The 17,419-nt window shown below is 70.6% G+C and carries 19 protein-coding genes; 15 read left to right on the plus strand and 4 right to left on the minus strand.

Translation table 11 applies throughout. The features are described 5' to 3' along the window. The first annotated feature begins 20 nt into the window (after positions 1-20). The 10 genes from ACX28W_RS24790 (at position 21) to ACX28W_RS24835 (ending at position 11,223) form a co-directional block, all read left to right on the plus strand. Complete coding sequence (locus tag ACX28W_RS24790; RefSeq protein WP_459001543.1) at positions 21-2,111, plus strand: tetratricopeptide repeat protein; 2,091 nt, start codon at positions 21-23, stop codon at positions 2,109-2,111. Positions 2,112-2,274: 163 nt separating this feature from the next. Continuing rightward, complete coding sequence (ald, locus tag ACX28W_RS24795) at positions 2,275-3,399, plus strand: alanine dehydrogenase (protein ID WP_459001544.1); 1,125 nt, start codon at positions 2,275-2,277, stop codon at positions 3,397-3,399. A gap of 433 nt (positions 3,400-3,832) precedes the next feature. Next, a complete protein-coding gene (locus ACX28W_RS24800) occupies positions 3,833-4,960 on the plus strand; it encodes a ParA family protein (protein WP_362068589.1) in 1,128 nt (375 codons plus the stop codon). Further along, the gene (locus ACX28W_RS24805) at positions 4,945-5,514 is read left to right on the plus strand and encodes a hypothetical protein (RefSeq protein WP_459001545.1); all 570 of its coding nucleotides are present in this window, start codon (positions 4,945-4,947) and stop codon (positions 5,512-5,514) included. The genes ACX28W_RS24800 and ACX28W_RS24805 overlap by 16 nt, the downstream gene beginning before the upstream one ends. An 18-nt stretch (positions 5,515-5,532) precedes the next feature. Beyond that, a complete protein-coding gene (locus tag ACX28W_RS24810) occupies positions 5,533-6,600 on the plus strand; it encodes a segregation and condensation protein A (RefSeq protein ID WP_459001546.1) in 1,068 nt (355 codons plus the stop codon). Further along, complete coding sequence (gene scpB / locus ACX28W_RS24815) at positions 6,597-7,247, plus strand: SMC-Scp complex subunit ScpB (RefSeq protein ID WP_459001547.1); 651 nt, start codon at positions 6,597-6,599, stop codon at positions 7,245-7,247. Before ACX28W_RS24810 ends, scpB begins: the two co-directional genes overlap by 4 nt. A gap of 11 nt (positions 7,248-7,258) precedes the next feature. After that, the gene (locus ACX28W_RS24820) at positions 7,259-8,386 is read left to right on the plus strand and encodes a pseudouridine synthase (protein ID WP_459001549.1); all 1,128 of its coding nucleotides are present in this window, start codon (positions 7,259-7,261) and stop codon (positions 8,384-8,386) included. 282 nt (positions 8,387-8,668) lie between these two features. Beyond that, positions 8,669-9,427, plus strand: coding sequence for an NUDIX hydrolase (locus tag ACX28W_RS24825; RefSeq protein ID WP_459001550.1), 759 nt, complete (start codon positions 8,669-8,671; stop codon positions 9,425-9,427). After that, positions 9,424-10,449 (plus strand): ADP-ribosylglycohydrolase family protein, encoded by a 1,026-nt coding sequence (locus ACX28W_RS24830; RefSeq protein ID WP_459001551.1) that lies wholly within the window; start codon positions 9,424-9,426, stop codon positions 10,447-10,449. The genes ACX28W_RS24825 and ACX28W_RS24830 overlap by 4 nt, the downstream gene beginning before the upstream one ends. Before the next feature lie 3 nt (positions 10,450-10,452). After that, complete coding sequence (locus tag ACX28W_RS24835) at positions 10,453-11,223, plus strand: nucleotidyltransferase domain-containing protein (protein WP_459001552.1); 771 nt, start codon at positions 10,453-10,455, stop codon at positions 11,221-11,223. On the opposite strand, the gene ACX28W_RS24840 is transcribed toward ACX28W_RS24835, so the two are convergent. From ACX28W_RS24840 to ACX28W_RS24855, 4 genes are read right to left on the minus strand one after another with little or no spacing between them, the layout of a single operon-like run. Beyond that, positions 11,128-11,892, minus strand: a complete 765-nt coding sequence (locus tag ACX28W_RS24840) for a nucleotidyltransferase domain-containing protein (RefSeq protein ID WP_459001553.1) — start codon at positions 11,890-11,892, stop codon at positions 11,128-11,130. The two genes, ACX28W_RS24835 and ACX28W_RS24840, sit on opposite strands and share 96 nt — an antisense overlap. A gap of 22 nt (positions 11,893-11,914) precedes the next feature. Beyond that, the gene (locus ACX28W_RS24845; RefSeq protein WP_459001554.1) at positions 11,915-12,397 is read right to left on the minus strand and encodes a Rieske (2Fe-2S) protein; all 483 of its coding nucleotides are present in this window, start codon (positions 12,395-12,397) and stop codon (positions 11,915-11,917) included. After that, entirely contained in the window at positions 12,394-12,978 is a 585-nt protein-coding gene (locus ACX28W_RS24850) for a DUF6529 family protein (protein WP_459001555.1), read from the minus strand. Before ACX28W_RS24850 ends, ACX28W_RS24845 begins: the two co-directional genes overlap by 4 nt. Positions 12,979-13,016: 38 nt before the next feature. Next, positions 13,017-13,682: a hypothetical protein gene (locus ACX28W_RS24855; RefSeq protein ID WP_459001556.1), complete on the minus strand. Its 666-nt coding sequence runs from the start codon at positions 13,680-13,682 to the stop codon at positions 13,017-13,019. Positions 13,683-13,858: 176 nt separating this feature from the next. Between ACX28W_RS24855 and ACX28W_RS24860 the strand changes: the two genes are divergently transcribed. The 5 genes from ACX28W_RS24860 to ACX28W_RS24880 all read left to right on the plus strand — a co-directional run bounded on the left by ACX28W_RS24860 (position 13,859) and on the right by ACX28W_RS24880 (position 17,401). Next, the gene (locus tag ACX28W_RS24860; RefSeq protein WP_459001557.1) at positions 13,859-14,308 is read left to right on the plus strand and encodes a YidB family protein; all 450 of its coding nucleotides are present in this window, start codon (positions 13,859-13,861) and stop codon (positions 14,306-14,308) included. A gap of 120 nt (positions 14,309-14,428) precedes the next feature. Next, positions 14,429-14,791, plus strand: coding sequence for a chorismate mutase (aroH, locus tag ACX28W_RS24865; RefSeq protein ID WP_362068630.1), 363 nt, complete (start codon positions 14,429-14,431; stop codon positions 14,789-14,791). Further along, entirely contained in the window at positions 14,788-15,873 is a 1,086-nt protein-coding gene (locus ACX28W_RS24870) for a prephenate dehydrogenase (RefSeq protein ID WP_459001558.1), read from the plus strand. The genes aroH and ACX28W_RS24870 overlap by 4 nt, the downstream gene beginning before the upstream one ends. 143 nt (positions 15,874-16,016) lie before the next feature. After that, complete coding sequence (gene cmk, locus ACX28W_RS24875; protein ID WP_459001559.1) at positions 16,017-16,712, plus strand: (d)CMP kinase; 696 nt, start codon at positions 16,017-16,019, stop codon at positions 16,710-16,712. Further along, complete coding sequence (locus ACX28W_RS24880) at positions 16,670-17,401, plus strand: lysophospholipid acyltransferase family protein (protein ID WP_459001560.1); 732 nt, start codon at positions 16,670-16,672, stop codon at positions 17,399-17,401. The genes cmk and ACX28W_RS24880 overlap by 43 nt, the downstream gene beginning before the upstream one ends. The last annotated feature ends 18 nt before the right edge of the window (positions 17,402-17,419 follow it).

The following is a 17,419-nucleotide window of genomic DNA, read 5'->3' on the forward strand; positions in this document are numbered from 1 at the left end:
GTGGGACGGGAGCGTGGCCCGTGACGGATCAGGCGGTGGACACAGGCGGCACGAAAGTGTCGGCCAAGGGGCAGCGTCCGGCTGCCGGGTCCGCTCCCACACAGGGTCAGTTCCTCGGCCGTACAAGAGAGTTGAAGGAACTCCGGGCCGACATCGAACGTGCCGGCCTGGACACCCTCGCGGGCCGTAAGGCACCCCGCGCGCGCGTGCTGCTCATCGCCGGCAAACCCGGCTCCGGCCGCACCGCGCTCGCCGAGAAGCTCGTACGACAGGTCGCCGAGAGTTACCCCGACGGGGTGCTGCGTGCCCGGCTCACCGAACCCGACGGGACCCCGGTGCCCACCACGCGCACCGCACGGGAGCTGCTCACCGCGCTGGGGCTGTCCACGCCGCCCGGGGCCGCCCCCGAGGACCTGAGCGAGGCCGTGCGCGAAGCCCTCGCGACCCGCCGAACCCTGCTTCTGCTCGACGACGCGGCCGACGCCGAGCAGGTCGACGCTCTGCTGCCCGACACACCTGAGTGCCTGGTCGTCGCGGTCTCCGGAGGGCCGCTGACCGGCATCGCGGACGTCCGCCCCTGCACCCTGGGCGGCCTGGACACCAAGTCCGCGCTCGAACTCCTCGACCGCTTCACCGGCTCGGTGCGTATCACCGTCGACCCGCTCGCCGCCGAGAGCCTGGTCGAGCTGTGCGCGGGCCAGCCCGCCGCTCTGGTGCTCGCCGGGGGCTGGCTGGCGGCACGGCCCGGTTCGGCTGTCGCCGACCTCGTCAGGCACCTGCGCAGCGACGGCGCCGAGGGCTCGCCGCTCGCCCGGGTCTTCCGGCTCGCGTACGGCTCGCTGTCGAGCACCGCCGCGCGGTCACTGCGGCTGCTCTCGCTCGCTCCGGCCGGCCTCGTCGACCCGCACACCGCGTCCGCGCTGGTCGGCTGCTCGGTGGACGCCGCCCGCGGCACGCTGGACGACTTCGTCGCGCTCGGGCTCGTCCGGGCCGTCGAGTCGCCGTTGCCGCAGTACGAGGTGCCCGGCTGCCTGCTGCCGCTGCTGCGCGACCTCACCGAGACCGAGGACCGGCCGGCCGAGCTGCAGCTGGCCCGCGCCCGGATGCTGGAGCGGACCGTACGGCTGCTGGTGTCGTGCCGCGCGATCACCGAGACCGACAGCACGCCCGCCCGCGAAAAGCTCGCCGGAATGCCCCGCGCGCTGCGCTTCCCCCATCCCAGGGCGGCCGAGGACTGGCTGCGCATCCGCCAGCCCGCACTGCTGGCGGCAGCCCGGCTCGCGGTCGCGGACGGGGAGCTGGACACCCTGGCCCGGCGGCTGATGGCCGCGCTGGTGCGGGCGCTGGTCACCCACTTCGGCACCCGGGCCGCGGCGCCCGAGCTGTACAGCATCCACCGGCTCGTCCTCGATGTCGCCGAGCGCCGAGACCTGCCCCGCGAGAAGGCCGCGGCGCTGCTGAACCTCGCCGACCTGGACGCGCAGACCGGCCGCACGGCGGAAGCCCTGGCGCGCTACCGGGCCGCACTGGACGCCGGACGCGAGGCGAACGACCCGTATGCGACCGGCCGCGCGATGGAATCCGTAGGCGGTGCCCACCAGGAGCTGGGGGACTACGACCGAGCCGCCGACTGGTACGGCAGGGCACTCGCCCAGCGCCTGGCGCGGGGCGAGCGGGTGGACGCGGCGCGGCTGTACGGCCGTATCGCCACCGCGCACACCTACGCGGGCCGCTACGGCGAGGCGCTGCGCAACTGGCGTGCCGCCGTCGGCGGGCACCGCAAGAACGGCGATGTGGCCGCCCAGGCCCGGGCGTTGAGCGAGCTGGCACGGGTGCAGGAGTACGCGGGGCGCCCCGAGGAGTCGCTGCGCACCTGCCAGGAGGCGGTCGAGTGGGCGCGCCGCGCCGAGGACGTCCGGCTGCAGGCCGCGTTGCAGCTCAGGCTGGCCGACACGCTGGACCGGCTCGGCGACCCTGCCGCCGCCCGACTGCACCGTGCGGCGGCCGAGCGCATGCTGGGAGAGGAGCTCTCGGAGAGCGCGACGACCTTGGATGGCACGGAACAAGACGCTAACGCCTGCGAAATCCGTAGTACATCAGCTGAAGATTGATGCATTGAAAGGCTAGACAGAGAGAATCCCTTCATTAGACTGGCTCCGCCGCGTTCTTTCGTGGTGTCTCCCGGTGTGCTCGCATGCTTCCGGGTATGACCTGCATTGCCCCGGCTTGCGTCGCCTCGGCATGCATCGCCCAGAACCCTCTGAGTCAAGGACCGTGATCGACGTGAAGGTCGGCATCCCCCGCGAGGTCAAGAACAACGAGTTCCGGGTGGCCATCACCCCCGCCGGCGTGCACGAGCTGGTGCGCCACGGCCACCAGGTCTTCATCGAGCAGAACGCCGGCGTCGGCTCCTCGATCACGGACGACGAGTACGTCTCGGCCGGCGGGCAGATCGTTGCCACCGCCGACGAGGTCTGGGCCACCGCCGACCTGCTGCTGAAGGTCAAGGAGCCCATCGCGGAGGAGTACCACCGCCTCCGCAAGGACCAGACGCTCTTCACCTACCTGCACCTGGCCGCTTCGAAGGAGTGCACGGACGCGCTCCTGGAGTCCGGCACCACGGCGATTGCGTACGAAACGGTCGAGCTGTCCAACCGTGCGCTGCCGCTGCTTGCCCCGATGTCCGAGGTCGCGGGCCGCCTCGCCCCGCAGGTCGGCGCCTACCACCTGATGCGCGCCAACGGCGGCCGCGGCGTCCTGCCCGGCGGTGTCCCCGGCGTCCTGCCGGCCAAGGCTGTCGTCATCGGCGGTGGCGTCTCCGGCTGGAACGCCGCGCAGATCGCCATCGGCATGGGCTTCCAGGTGACCTTGCTCGACCGCGACATCAACAAGTTGAAGGAGGCGGACAGGATTTTCGGTACGAAGATCCAGACCGTCGTCTCCAACGCCTTCGAGCTGGAGAAGGCCTGCCTCGAGGCCGACCTCGTCATCGGTGCCGTCCTCATCCCGGGCGCCAAGGCCCCGAAGCTGGTCACCAACGAGCTGGTTTCGCGGATGAAGCAGGGAAGTGTTCTTGTCGACATCGCGATCGATCAGGGCGGTTGCTTCGAGGACTCGCGTCCGACCACCCACGCCGAGCCGACCTTCCCGGTGCACGGCTCGGTCTTCTACTGCGTCGCCAACATGCCCGGTGCGGTCCCCAACACCTCCACGTATGCCCTGACCAACGCCACGCTGCCGTACATCGTGGAGCTCGCCAACCGAGGCTGGGTCGAGGCGCTGCGCCGTGATCCCGCGCTGGCCAGGGGCCTCAACACGCATGACGGCAAGGTCGTTTACCGTGAGGTCGCGGAAGCGCACGGGCTGGAGAGCGTGGCACTCGAGTCCCTGCTCGGCTGAGCTCCGGCGGCCCGGGACCGGCCCCGAGAGTCGACTTTCCGGCTGACTCCAGACTGACAAAAGGCGATACGTCAACACAGGTCGTCAACCACCCGCACCCGACCGGACCTTGTTCAGTGAGGTCCGGTCGGGTGTGTGTCGGGTCACTTTGCGACACTCGTTCAACTCGCCACGAACGTAACTCTTCAACCGATTCGCACACCCGTGAAACCTGCTGTGCGACGGCCTTACGCCCTTGACAGAGGGGTGTTCGGTTGCCGACACATCGGGTCGGGTCCGGCGGATTGTGTTGCTGCGGACCGGTGACACGCCATAGAGTCGCCAACCGTCGGCATGGTGCCACGCTGACCTATCTAGAAGTTTCCTGGTCACCAAGGAGGTAAGACGACTTGTGAATGAGTCGACATTTACTCCCGGGGGTGGTCAACCAGGAATGCCGACGCGGGGCCAGGGCCCCACGGGGCTCGAGGCTGTCGGCTCCGTCGCTGTCCGAACCTTCGCAGCCCAGAAGAGTCCCAGGATGACTCAGACAGCACACCAGAGCATGGATGGCCATCACGTGAACGCCATGGCCGGCAACGGAAGTGGCGAGAACCGCACCCACTTCGCCGACTACGACGAACTGCCCGAGGGGCACTTCTACGACCCCGACGCCGAGTACGAGCCCGATCCGGAGTACGCGGCCACGCTCGCGCCCGACGCTGCCCGTCAGCGCCGCGAGCGCGTGGGCCCGACCGGACGCCCGCTGCCGTACTTCCCGATCCCCGGCCCGCTGACCGACCACGGCCCCGCGACGATCATCGCGATGTGCAACCAGAAGGGCGGCGTCGGCAAGACGACGTCGACCATCAATCTGGGCGCCGCGCTCGCGGAGTACGGACGCCGGGTCCTGCTCGTCGACTTCGACCCGCAGGGCGCCCTCTCGGTGGGCCTCGGCGTCAACCCGATGGAGCTCGACCTCACGGTCTACAACCTGCTCATGGAGCGGGGCATGGCGGCCGACGAGGTGCTCCTGAAGACGGCGGTCCCGAACATGGACCTGCTGCCCAGCAACATCGACCTGTCCGCCGCCGAAGTGCAGCTGGTGTCCGAGGTCGCGCGTGAGTCCACGCTGCAGCGCGCCCTGAAGCCGCTGATGGCCGACTACGACTACATCGTGATCGACTGTCAGCCCTCGCTGGGCCTGCTCACCGTCAACGCCCTGACGGCGGCCCACAAGGTGATCGTGCCGCTCGAGTGCGAGTTCTTCGCGCTGCGCGGTGTCGCGCTGCTCACCGAGACCATCGAGAAGGTCCAGGAGCGGCTCAACCCCGAGCTGGAGCTCGACGGCATCCTCGCCACGATGTACGACTCGCGGACCGTGCACAGCCGTGAGGTCCTCGCGCGCGTGGTCGAGGCGTTCGACGATCACGTCTACCACACGGTGATCGGCCGGACCGTCCGCTTCCCGGAGACCACCGTCGCCGGTGAGCCGATCACCACGTACGCCTCCAACTCCGTCGGTGCCGCCGCCTATCGCCAGCTCGCCAGGGAGGTGCTCGCCCGGTGTCACGCCGAGTGAGTCTGCCGGGGGCCGACGAACTGTTCCGTACCACCGGGGGAACGGCGCTCCAGGCATCCACCCCCAATCGCCGGACCAACGGCGAGCCCCGGGTGCCGGCTCCGGCCGGTGAGAGCGACGCGGCCGCCGCCGCGGAGGACGCGCCGCAGTCGGTGCCCGTGCGGGGCGGTGACGGCGAGGGCGACGAACACGTCGCGGCCGACGCCGACTCCGATGGGGGAGAATCCCGCAGCCGGGGTGCGGCTCAGGAGCGCTCCGGGCGACCTCAGACGGCGCAGGAAGGTTCTGCCGCCGGGCAGCAGTCCCGCAACAAGCGCAGCCGCGCCGCCAACCGGCGGCCCAGCGGGCGGGAGCGGCACGACGAGAAGATCACGGTGTACGTGTCCGCCGAGGAACTCATGGACCTCGAGCACGCCCGGCTGGTGCTCCGCGGGGAGCACGGGCTCGCGGTCGACCGCGGGCGGATCGTGCGTGAGGCGGTCGCCGTCGTACTCGCCGATCTTGAATCCCGCGGGGACGCGAGCATCCTCGTACGAAGACTGCGCGGGCGGTAGCGGTAGCCTGCGACGGCTATGACCTCGAACGACACGTCCGTCCCCGCCGGCTCCGGCGGTCGTCGGCGTGCGCTGGGGAGAGGGCCGGGGGCTGCTCCGGCTCCCGTCGAGGAACCGGTCGTGCCGCTTGTGGAGGCCGCGCGTCCTGCGGACCCGGTTGTTCTTGCGGAGGCCGCGCCTACTGCGGACCCCTTGATTCCCGCGGACCTGGTGGTTCCTGCTGAACCCCGAGCTGCCGCTGAGCCCGAAGATTCAGCTGAAGTCCCCGCCGAACCCGGTGACGGGGTCTTCAAGGTGCGGCTCGCGAACTTCGAGGGGCCCTTCGATCTGCTGCTCCAGCTGATCTCGAAGCACAAGATGGATGTCACGGAAGTGGCGCTGTCACGCGTGACCGACGAGTTCATGGCGCACATCAGGGCGATGGGGCCGGACTGGGACCTCGACCAGACGACCGAGTTCCTGGTCGTCGCCGCCACGCTGCTCGACCTGAAGGCCGCGCGGCTGCTGCCCGCCGCCGAGGTCGAGGACGAGGCCGATCTGGCGCTGCTGGAGGCGCGGGACCTGCTCTTCGCGCGGCTGCTCCAGTACCGGGCGTACAAGCGGATCGCGGACATCTTCAACGCCCGCCTCGACGAGGAGGCCCGCCGCTACCCCCGTACCGTCGGCCTCGAAGCCCATCACGCCGAGCTGCTGCCCGAGGTGGTCATCAGCATCGGGGCGGAAGGATTCGCCAGGCTCGCCGTGAAGGCGATGCAGCCCAGGCCCAAGCCGCAGGTGTATGTCGACCACATCCACGCCCCGCTGGTCAGCGTGCAGGAGCAGGCCCAGATCGTGGTGGCGCGGCTGCGAGAGGCGGGGGAGGCCAGTTTCCGCGACCTCGTGGCGGACGTCGACGACACCCTCACCGTCGTAGCGCGCTTCCTGGCCCTTCTGGAGCTCTACCGCGAGAAGGCCGTCGCCCTCGACCAGGAAGAGGCGCTGGGGGACCTGGTGGTGCGCTGGACGGGCGGCGCCGGGGACGCGCAGCCGACGGTGACGGACGAGTTCGACAGGCCGCCCGAGCCGGCCAAGGAGGAGAAGGCGTGAGCGAGGACACCACCGAGATCCCGGCAGGCCTGCGCACCGTCGCCGACCTCGAGCTCAAGCCCGCCCTGGAAGCCGTCCTCATGGTCGTGGACGAGCCGGCCACCGAGGAGCACCTCGCAAAGATCCTGGAGCGGCCCAGACGGCAGATCGCGAGCGCGCTGCGCGAGCTGGCGGACGAGTACACGGTGCAGGGGCGTGGCTTCGAGCTGCGGCTGATCGCCGGGGGATGGCGGTTCTACAGCCGGCCCGAGTACGCGGCGGCCGTGGAGCGCTTCGTCCTGGACGGGCAGCAGGCCCGGCTCACCCAGGCGGCTCTGGAGACTCTGGCGGTCGTCGCGTACCGCCAGCCGGTCAGCCGTTCCAGGGTCTCCGCGGTCCGCGGAGTGAACTGCGACGGCGTGATGCGCACCCTCTTGCAGCGGGGTCTGGTCGAGGAGGCGGGCACGGAACCCGAAACAGGTGCGATCCTGTACAGGACGACGAACTACTTCCTGGAGCGAATGGGCCTGCGCGGCCTGGACGAGCTCCCGGAGCTCGCGCCCTTCCTCCCTGAGGCGGACGCGATCGAGGCCGAGACGCAGGAAGGTGTTCCGTCGTTCGATCCGGATGCTCCCGATGCTCCGGGGACAGACGACGCAGACGACTAGACGGAACTTTGATGCGAAGCAGCGGCAGCGGTAGCGGTAGCGGTAGGAACAGCAGCGGACGCGGTAACTACCGGGGGGCCGGGAACGGGCGCGACGACAGGCCAAAGCGCGACGACAAGCCGAAGCGCGACGACAAGCCGAAGCGCGACGACAAGCCGAAGCGTGCCGGCAAGCCCCGCCCCGAGGAGCGCCGCTACGACGTGGGCCCCGCCGCGTCCCACGAAGGCCCGAAGTCCGGGCGCGGCACGGCGGCGCGCGGCGGCGCCAAGGGCGGTCCCAAGCAGGGGCAGCAGCGCGGCGGCCGTACGGAGCCCGCGCGCTCCCGCGAGTACGAGACGCGGGCCGAGGAGCGCAACCGGGACCGGTACGCGGGCAAGCCGGACGTCAAGCTGCCCAAGACCTTCCCGGGTGCCGAGCAGGAGGGTGAGCGCCTGCAGAAGGTGCTCGCGCGCGCGGGCTACGGTTCCCGGCGCTCCTGTGAGGAGCTGGTCGAGCAGGCCCGGGTCGAGGTCAACGGCGAGATCGTCCTGGAGCAGGGGCTGCGCGTCGACCCCGAGAAGGACGAGATCAAGGTCGACGGGCTGACCGTGGCCACGCAGTCGTACCAGTTCTTCTCGCTGAACAAGCCCGCCGGTGTCGTGTCGACCATGGAGGACACCGAGGGCCGTCAGTGCCTCGGCGACTACGTGACGAACCGCGAAACGCGGCTCTTTCACGTCGGGCGGCTCGACACCGAGACCGAGGGCGTCATTCTGCTCACCAACCACGGCGAGTTGGCGCACCGGCTGACCCACCCGAAGTACGGCGTGAAGAAGGTCTACCTCGCGCACATCGTGGGCCCGATCCCGCGGGACCTGGGCAAGCGGCTCAAGGACGGCATCCAGCTGGAGGACGGGTACGCGAAGGCGGACCACTTCCGGGTCGTCGAGCAGACCGGCAAGAACTACCTCGTAGAGGTGACCCTCCACGAGGGCCGCAAGCACATCGTGCGCCGCATGCTCGCCGAGGCCGGCTTCCCGGTCGACAAGCTCGTGCGCGTGGCCTTCGGCCCGATCACCCTCGGCGACCAGAAGTCGGGCTGGCTGCGCCGCCTGTCGAACACCGAGGTCGGGATGCTCATGCAGGAGGTCGACCTCTAGGCCTGCGTGCGTATGACGGCCGGTCCCGGAGTTGGTGCGGGACCGGCCGCTTCGTTTTCGCCGCCGCCCTGGGGCCTGGGGGCCCTGGAGGGCCCTTACGCCCACCCGGGCATCCCCATGGCCCCCTGGCAGGCTCCGGTGGCCGTCGGCGCCCCTGAGGGCCCCTGAGGGCCCCTGGCGACGCGCGTGCCGTCGCCGCTGCCGCCGTTCCTGCGCTCAGGGGGTTGTGGGCGCCCACCGACCTCTTTATAGTCGTAGTGACTATTAGTGGTGGGCGGTGGGATGGGGCTGGAGAGGGTGCTCGCACGGGAAGGCCACGCGCCCCAGGGGTACGACAAATACGCCTTCGAACCCTTCGCCGTCACCGTCGACCTGGCTGTCCTGACGATCCGCGCGGGCGAGCTCCAGGTGCTGCTGATAGAGCGGGGGCAGGAGCCGTACGCGGGCCGCTGGGCGCTTCCCGGTGGCTTTGTGCTGCCGGACGAGTCCGCGGAGACGGCGGCCCGGCGCGAGCTCGCCGAGGAGACCGGCCTGTCGGACGTCTCCGGCCTCCATCTGGAACAGCTGCGGACCTACAGCGAACCCGACCGCGACCCGAGAATGCGGGTCGTCTCCGTCGCGTTCGCCGCGCTCCTCCCGGACCCTCCCGAGCCGCGCGGCGGCGGTGACGCGGCGCAGGCCCGGTGGCTGCCGTACCCGGCGCCCGGTCCGCTCGCCTTCGACCACGCCCGCATCCTCACCGACGCCCACGACCGCGTCGGCGCCAAGCTCGAGTACACCTGTCTCGCCACGTCCTTCTGCCCGCCCGAGTTCACCCTCGGCGAGCTGCGGCAGGTCTACGAGACCGTGTGGGGCACCCCGCTCGACCGGCCGAATTTCCGGCGCAAGGTCCTCGCCACGCCGGGCTTCGTCGAACAGGTCCCGGGGGCCGCCCGCCTCACCGGAGGCCGCGGCAAACCCGCCGCGCTCTACCGCGCGGGCGGCGCCACCGCCCTGCACCCGCCCCTGCTGCGTCCCCGTTCGGAAGGACGGCCCTCATGACCACCACCCCGACGCTCGCGAAGCACGCCGCCACCGGGTCCCTGCTCGGTCTCGCCCTCGGTGACGCGCTGGGGTTTCCGACCGAGTTCAACGACGTGCCGTCGATCCTCGCCAAGTGCGGCCCCTGGCGGGAGATGGCGCTGCCCAGGCCCGCGATCGTCACGGACGACACGCAGATGACCCTGGCGTTGGGGCGGGGGCTGCGTACGGCCATGGACCGCGGTCTGCTCGGGCCGGCGCGGATGGAACGGCCGGTGCGCGAGGAGTTCGTGGACTGGTATCAGTCGCCCGACAACAACCGTGCGCCCGGCCGCACCTGCCTCGTCGCCTGCAATCTCCTGAAGACCGAGGGGCGACCCTGGCAGGAGGCCAGCCAGATCGGCTCCAAGGGGTGCGGCGCGAACATGCGGGTGGCGCCCGTCGGGCTGGTCCGGGGGCTGAGCGACGAACAACGGGCGGGCGCCGCTCAGTTGCAGGCGGCGCTCACCCACGGCCATCCCACCGCGCTCGCCGCCTCGGACCTCACCGCACACGCGATCCGGCTCCTGGCCCAGGGCGCCGAGCCGACGGAACTGGTCGGACTCCTGCGGTCGTACGCGCGCGAGAGCCGCAGCGTCTACCGCTCCCGCTGGCTCGGCGACCTGTGGACGCACAGCCAGGACCCGACCCCGGAGCACTTCATCGAGCGCGGCTGGGACGAGTGCCTGGACGCCCTGGACCGGCTGCGGGACGCGGTGCGCACCGTCTCGCCGGAGACCGACCCCTGCCTGGCCACCGGCGCGGGCTGGATCGCCGAGGAGGCGCTCACCACCGGCCTGCTCTGCTTCCTGCTGTTCGTCGACGAGCCCGTCACCGCCCTGCGCCGGGCCGCCTGCACCTCCGGCGACTCCGACTCCATCGCCTGCCTCACCGGCGCGTTCGCCGGCGCGCACCACGGCTCGGACGTCTGGCCCACGGAGTGGGCCGACCGCATCGAGTACCAGAGCGACCTCATGTCGCTGGGGGCGCTCTGGGACGCTTGAGAGATGACCGACGTTCTCGACATCGACCTCAGGGCAGTCGTGGCGGAGCAGCCCGATCCGGTGCTGTTCGCCACCGTCTCCGGGGCGCACCTGTACGGCTTCCCCTCGCGCGACTCGGACGTCGACCTGCGCGGGGTGCACCTGCTCTCTGCGGCTGAACTGGTCGGGCTGCGCGAGCCGGCGGAGACCCGGTCCAGGATGTGGGACCGGGACGGGGTCGAGATGGACCTCGTCACCCACGATCTGCGCAAGTTCGTACGACTGATGCTGCGGCGCAACGGCTATGTGCTGGAGCAGCTGCTCTCGCCGCTCGTCGTGCACACCGGTGACGCGCACCGCGAACTGGTCTCGCTCGCCCCCGGGGTCCTCACCAGTCATCACGCCCACCACTACCGAGGGTTCGCGGCGACGCAGTGGCGGCTCTTCGAGAAGACCGGTGAACTCAAGCCGCTGCTCTACACGTTCCGGGTGCTGCTCACCGGCATCCACCTGATGCGCAGCGGCGAGGTGCAGGCCGATCTGTCCGCGCTCCTCGGGGAGGCCGGGGCTCCCGCGTATCTGCCCGACCTGATCGCCGCGAAGGCGGAGCGGGAGCACGGGGCCGCGGACATCGACCACGCGCGCGTGGGGGACGACGTGGAGCGGCTGCACGGCCTGCTGGACGCGGCGCAGGACACCTCAGCGCTGCCGGACGCTCCGGCCGCCTACGACGCTCTGCACGACTTCGTCGTCCGGGTTCGTCTGGAGGGCTTCCGGGGCGGTTCGGAGGGCTGAGGCGCGGCGTACCCGGATCAGGAAGGCCTCGACGCGGGCCCGGTCCGGCTCGGGTGGCAGGGGGCTGCGGACGGCTGCCTCGTCCGCCTCGGTCGCCAGGCGGGCCATCCAGGTCTCCACCCGCGGCCACGGGACCTCGCCGCGCTTCACCGCGAGCAGGGGCTCACGCTGGTCGCCGACGTCGATCGTCAGGACGCCGGTGCGCAGCAGGTCGTGGGAGCTCATCAGGAGGCGGAGGAGGTGCATGGCGTGCTTCCAGCGCGGGGCGCCGTGCTGCCGGACGTCCGCGTCGAGCTTCTTGCGCTGGCCCAGGGCGTAACGGGCGAACGTGTCGTGCGCCTGGCGGGAGAGGAAGGCCTCGCGGAGGGCGAGGAGTTCGCGGCCCGTGTCGTCGACGTACTCGACGACGGGGGAGTGGAGGCACTCCAGGATGTTCGGGTTGGCGCGCAGCGCGAGGGTGCAGAAGCGCTCCAGCTCCCAGCCGAACTGCTCCTCGGCCGGGCCCTCGACGTGCGTCGGCGGCTTCTCGAAGCGCCAGAAGAGCGGGGTCGGGGCGAGGAACACGCCCCGACGGTCCGTGTCGCTGGCGTCCGTGGCCAGGCCGAAGGCGCGCGAACCCATCACGCAGGAGTAGATCGTGTGGTCGCGCACCAGGGCCTCGGCATCCATGTCCCGGAGCGTATGCGCCGGATCAGGTGAGGAGGATCGAATTTCCCTCCACGGTGATCTGCTCCGCGGGCAGTGGCTTGGTGGCCGGGCCGCCCTGCACCGAGGCGTCCTCGATGCTGAACTTGCTGTTGTGGCAGGGGCAGACGATGGAGCCGTTCGCGACGCTGCCCACCGTGCAGCCCTGATGGGTGCAGACCGCCGAGAAGCACTTGAACTCGTTCGCCGTGGGCTGGGTGACCACGACCTTCTTGTCCTTGAAGATCTTGCCGCCGCCGACGGGGATGTCGGACGTCTTGGCGAGTTCCGTGCCGGCGGCCGCCGCAGCCGAAGTGGTGGGTGCCGCCGAGGTGACAGCCGCTTCCGGCGAGGCGGGTGCCGGGGATTTGTCGCTGCCGCTGTCACTGTCGTCGTAATTGCTGCAGCCCACGAGCAGTGTTGCCGCGCCTGTGCCGAGAACTGCCGCGCCGGATCCGAGAACCGTGCGCCGCGCGGGGGACTTTGTCATGTCGTTACTCCGAACGTGCGAAAGAACCAAAGAGCCGACGTCAGCCAGACGACCGTGAGGACCACGAAGACGAGTCCTCCCACGATCGGCAGCAGCCAGCCGGGCAGTCGCTCCGAACGGAGCAGGAGCATTTTGGCACTAAATGTCCCAAAGAAGAAGCAACCTAGAAGCGAGTGCCACAGCACGCGCGGTTCGTACGTCTGATAGCCCAACGCGTAGAGACAGTGCACGGCCACCGGCACCGCCACCAGGAACGCGACCCGCCCCGACCAGCGGTGCAGCACCGGCGCCCAACTCGGCCCCGGCAGCTTCCCGTACACCATGAACGCCGAGACGACTTGGACGAGCGCGAAGGCGAACGCCGTTGTCGCCAGCCAGGACTTCACCGCGCCCGTGCTGCTGAACCCCGCGAGATTGAAGGCGGTCCCCGTCGGGTCGTGCTCCTTGCCGTACACGCCGAGGCCGACCGCGACCGCCGCGGCGACCAGGGCCGGAACCAGATAGCGGGCCGGGTGCGGGCGGCGGTGGGCGGGCTGGGGGGAAGGGAAGCCCTGAGTGGCGGCATTCGGGTCCACGGTCATGGTCGGCTCCCTGCGTGAGAGGGGGACATGAGAGGGGGTCAGGGGGTGACGGGTCGCGCGGTGAGCGTCTGTCCGTCGACCGTCACGGCGCCGGTCTCCGGGTCGATCCGGGGTGCCGCCGAGGGCTTGCCGTCGCGGTTGAGGATGCCGACCTGGTTGCCGCCGGGCAGCACGATCCAGCCGCCGTCGAGCTTGGCGCCGCGCACCGTGGCCGTCGCCCGGTAGAGCCCGGACGGCCTGATCGCCTTGTCGGCGGTGAAGGCGTAGCGCTGCCCGTCCAGGTCGACGGTGCCGCGGATCCGCTTGCCCGCCTCGAGCGTGCCGTTCAGCTTGGCGCCGTCCTTGCCGGAGAGCTTCATGGTGCCGTCGTCCTTGACGTTGCCCTTCAGCCACGACTCCTTGTCCCGGCCGTCGCAGAAGTACGCGATCGCCCTGCCGTCGCGGACGGAGACGGCTACCGCGGAGGAGTCGTCGTCCGTGCGGCCCGCGTAGTCGGCGTTGGGGGTGGCGCTCTTCGATGGGGGTGGTGGGGTCGGTGACGGCGGCGTACTCGTGGCCGGCGCGTTCGTCGGTGCCGTGGCGCTGGGCGACGGCTCCTGGTACGAAGACGCGCTCTTCGTCCCCGTCGTCGCGTTGAGCGACAGCATGAACACCCCGAGCAGCAGCCCCGCGAGAAGGGTGAGCAGGGGTCCTGGACGCTTCATACGAGCCTCCCCCGGGGCGAGTCTCCTGCCATGAGAGCGGACCTGCGCCCCGGCGTCCAGAGGCACACTGGTGCGTTCTCACTACAAGTGGCGGAATGGGGCGATTCAAGTGACATTGGCATGGTCTGAGGCCAGGCGGTGACCTGCCCCCGGCCGCACTTTCGAAAGGCGTGACCATGGCGGGTAACGATCTCGGCAGCCTGCTCGGCGGTCTCCTCGGTGGAGGCGGCCAGGCCGGAGCCGCCGGCGGTTCCGGCGGCGGTTCCGGCGGCGGTTCCGGCGCGGGCAACATCCTGGGCTCGCTGCTCCAGTCCCTGGCCGGCGGGCAGGGCGGTAGCAATCCACTCGGTGGACTCCTGGACATGCTCACCAAGTCCGGTCTGATGGACCAGGCGCAGTCGTGGGTCGGCACCGGCGAGAACAAGCCGGTCAGCGGCGAGCAGATCGCGCAGGCGCTGCCCGACGAGACGCTCCAGAAGGTCGCGGAGCAGAGCGGCGTCAGCCCGCAGGAGGCCTCGTCCCAGATCGCGCAGTCCCTGCCCCAGGTGGTCGACAAGCTCACCCCGAGCGGAGAGATGCCCTCCGGCGGCTCTCTGGAGGACCTCATCAAGGCGCAGAACGTCTGAACCGTGCCCGGTGCGCGGCGCCCGTCTCGTCAGACGGGCGCCGCGCACTCACGCGTTGCGGGCTGACTACGCTGGTGTGACAAGACGAGTACGTAGATCAGCGCAGCGAGGAGTATCACCGTGGCGGTACGAGCGGTCCGGGGCGCCGTCCAACTGGAGCGGGACGAGGCCGGGCACATGGACGAGCAGGTCAGCGAGCTGCTCACCGCCATCCTGGAGCGGAACGGGCTCACTACGGACGACCTGATCAGCATCTGGTTCACCGCGACGCCCGATCTGCACAGCGACTTCCCGGCGGCCGCGGCACGCAAGCTCGGCATCGTCGACGTGCCGTTGATCTGCGCGCAGGAGCTGGACATCGAGGGCGCGATGCCGCGGGTCGTACGAGTCCTCGCGCACATCGAGTCCGACCAGCCCCGGGCCGACATCGCGCACGTCTACCTGGGCGCCGCGGGTGCGCTGCGCAAGGACATCGCCCAGTGAGAACCGCTCTCGTCATCGGAACCGGGCTGATCGGCACGTCGGCGGCCCTGGCGCTGACCGCGCGCGGCGTCGTCGTCCACCTCGACGACCACGACCCGCAGCAGGCCCGTACGGCGGCCGCGCTCGGCGCCGGCACGGACGAGGCACCCGGAGGGCCGGTCGACCTGGCCATCGTCGCGGCCCCGCCCGCGCACGTGGCCGCGACGCTCGCGGACGCCATGCGGCGTGGCGTCGCGCGCGGCTACCTCGATGTGGCGAGTGTCAAGGGCGGGCCGCGCCGTGAGCTGGAGGCGCTCGGCCTGGACCTCTCCGCGTACATCGGCTCGCATCCCATGTCGGGTCGCGAGAAGTCGGGTCCGCTGGCCGCGACGGGTGATCTCTTCGAGGGTCGTCCCTGGGTCCTTACGCCCACCCGGGACACGGACACCGAGGTGCTGAATCTCGCGCTCGAGCTGGTGTCGCACTGTCGAGCGGTCCCCGTGGTCATGGACGCCGACGCCCACGACCGGGCGGTCGCCCTCGTCTCGCACATGCCGCACCTGGTGTCGAGCATGGTCGCCGCGCGTCTGGAGCACGCGGAGGAGGCGGCGGTACGGCTCTGTGGACAGGGCATCCGCGATGTGACCCGCATCGCGGCCTCGGACCCCCGGATGTGGATCGACATCCTCTCCGCGAACCCGGGGCCGGTCGCCGACCTCCTCGCGGACGTCTCCGCCGACCTCGACGAGACGGTGCGGGCCCTGCGTGCGCTCCAGTCCGCCGACGAGGCCAAGCGTCAGGAGGGGGCCGGTGGCATCGAGGATGTCCTGCGCCGCGGCAACGCGGGTCAGGTCCGGGTTCCCGGCAAGCACGGCTCGGCTCCGCGGACGTACGAGATCGTGGCCGTCCTCATCGACGACCAGCCCGGCCAGCTGGCCCGCATCTTCGCCGATGCGGGGATGGCCGGGGTCAACATCGAGGACGTACGCATCGAGCACGCCACCGGGCAGCAGGCCGGGCTGGTTCAGCTGATGGTGGAGCCGAAGACCGCGCCGGTGCTGAGCGCTGCGCTGCGGGAGCGGGGCTGGGCGTTGCGGCAGTAGGGGCGGTACGGGTTTTGGTGGGGAGGCGTTCTTGGCGGGGCGGAAGTGCCGTACAGGGTGGCTCGACACAACCAGTAACCTTGTGCGGGGCGCGATCGTGTCCCGTGTAGACCTCCACCTCGCACCAGGAAGGTGTCCCCACCGTGGAAAACGGCGCCGCCCGGACCGCCCCGGCAGTGATTGTCGCCATCGACGGCCCCTCCGGCACGGGCAAGTCGAGCACCTCGAAGGCCGTGGCCGCGCAGCTGGGGCTGAGCTACCTGGACACGGGTGCCCAGTACCGGGCGATCACCTGGTGGATGGTGAGCAACGGGATCGATGTCACGGACCCGGGCGCGATCGCCGCGGCGGCCGAGAAGCCGGAGATCCTGTCCGGGACGGACCCGTCCGCGCCGACCATCGCGGTGGACGGCACCGATGTCGCGGGTCCGATCCGCACGCAGGACGTCACCTCCAAGGTGAGCGCGGTCAGCGCGGTGCCCGAGGTGCGCGCCCGGATCACCGAACTGCAGCGTTCGATCGCGGCCGGCGCGGAGAGCGGGATAGTCGTCGAGGGTCGTGACATCGGCACCACCGTGCTGCCCGACGCCGACCTGAAGATCTTCCTCACCGCCTCCGCAGAGGCCCGCGCCGCCCGCCGCAGCGGTGAGCTGAAGGGTGCGGACATCAACGCCACCCGCGAGGCGCTCATCAAGCGCGACGCGGCCGACTCCAGCCGTAAGACCTCCCCGCTCGCCAAGGCGGACGACGCGGTGGAGGTGGACACCTCCGACCTCACGCTCCAGCAGGTCATCGAGTGCGTCGTCACCCTCGTCGAGGAGAAGCGGGCCGCGAAGTGACGGCTCCGTCCGAGAGGGGCGCAGAGATCGGGCGGCGCATCGGGGTCGGCCTGATGTACGGGCTGTGGAAGCCGCGCGTGCTCGGTGCCTGGAGGGTTCCTGCGAGCGGCCCGGCGATCCTGGCCGTGAACCACTCCCACAACATCGACGGCCCGATGGTCATGGGCGTGGCGCCCCGGCCCACCCACTTCCTGATCAAGAAGGAAGCGTTCATCGGCCCGCTCGACCCCTTCCTGCTCGGCATCGGCCAGCTGAAGGTGGACCGGGAGACCACCGACCGGACGGCCATCACCCAGGCGCTGGGCGTCCTCACGGACGGCGGCGTCCTCGGGATCTTCCCGGAGGGCACCCGTGGCGAGGGAGACTTCGCCTCGCTGCGCGCCGGGCTCGCGTACTTCGCCGTACGCAGCGGCGCCCCGATCGTCCCGGTGGCGGTGCTGGGAAGTTCCGAGAAGAGCAGCCGGTTGATAAAGGGGCTGCCCCCGCTGCGCAGCCGGGTGGACGTCGTCTTCGGCGATCCCTTCGAGGCGGGCGACGGCAGCGGACGACGTACGCGTAAGGCACTGGACGAAGCGACCGCGCGCATCCAGAAGCAGCTGAGTGTCCACCTGGACAACGCCAGGCGTCTGACCGGACGCCGGGAAAGCGTCGGGTACGCGGAAAACGCTGGGCGCCCCACCGGGCACTAGGCGACACTTGAGTAGTGG

Source organism: Streptomyces sp. SD15 (assembly GCF_054462255.1).

Excerpts from the sequence above, each read along its gene's own strand:
- ACX28W_RS24800 (WP_362068589.1), top strand. The coding sequence starts at position 3,833 with ATGCCGACGCGGGGCCAGGGCCCCACGGGGCTCGAGGCTGTCGGCTCC.
- ACX28W_RS24810 (WP_459001546.1), top strand. The coding sequence starts at position 5,533 with ATGACCTCGAACGACACGTCCGTCCCCGCCGGCTCCGGCGGTCGTCGG.
- ACX28W_RS24820 (WP_459001549.1), top strand. The coding sequence starts at position 7,259 with ATGCGAAGCAGCGGCAGCGGTAGCGGTAGCGGTAGGAACAGCAGCGGA.
- ACX28W_RS24825 (WP_459001550.1), top strand. The coding sequence starts at position 8,669 with ATGGGGCTGGAGAGGGTGCTCGCACGGGAAGGCCACGCGCCCCAGGGG.
- ACX28W_RS24830 (WP_459001551.1), top strand. The coding sequence starts at position 9,424 with ATGACCACCACCCCGACGCTCGCGAAGCACGCCGCCACCGGGTCCCTG.
- ACX28W_RS24835 (WP_459001552.1), top strand. The coding sequence starts at position 10,453 with ATGACCGACGTTCTCGACATCGACCTCAGGGCAGTCGTGGCGGAGCAG.
- ACX28W_RS24840 (WP_459001553.1), bottom strand. The coding sequence starts at position 11,892 with ATGGATGCCGAGGCCCTGGTGCGCGACCACACGATCTACTCCTGCGTG.
- ACX28W_RS24845 (WP_459001554.1), bottom strand. The coding sequence starts at position 12,397 with ATGACAAAGTCCCCCGCGCGGCGCACGGTTCTCGGATCCGGCGCGGCA.
- ACX28W_RS24850 (WP_459001555.1), bottom strand. The coding sequence starts at position 12,978 with ATGACCGTGGACCCGAATGCCGCCACTCAGGGCTTCCCTTCCCCCCAG.
- ACX28W_RS24855 (WP_459001556.1), bottom strand. The coding sequence starts at position 13,682 with ATGAAGCGTCCAGGACCCCTGCTCACCCTTCTCGCGGGGCTGCTGCTC.
- ACX28W_RS24860 (WP_459001557.1), top strand. The coding sequence starts at position 13,859 with ATGGCGGGTAACGATCTCGGCAGCCTGCTCGGCGGTCTCCTCGGTGGA.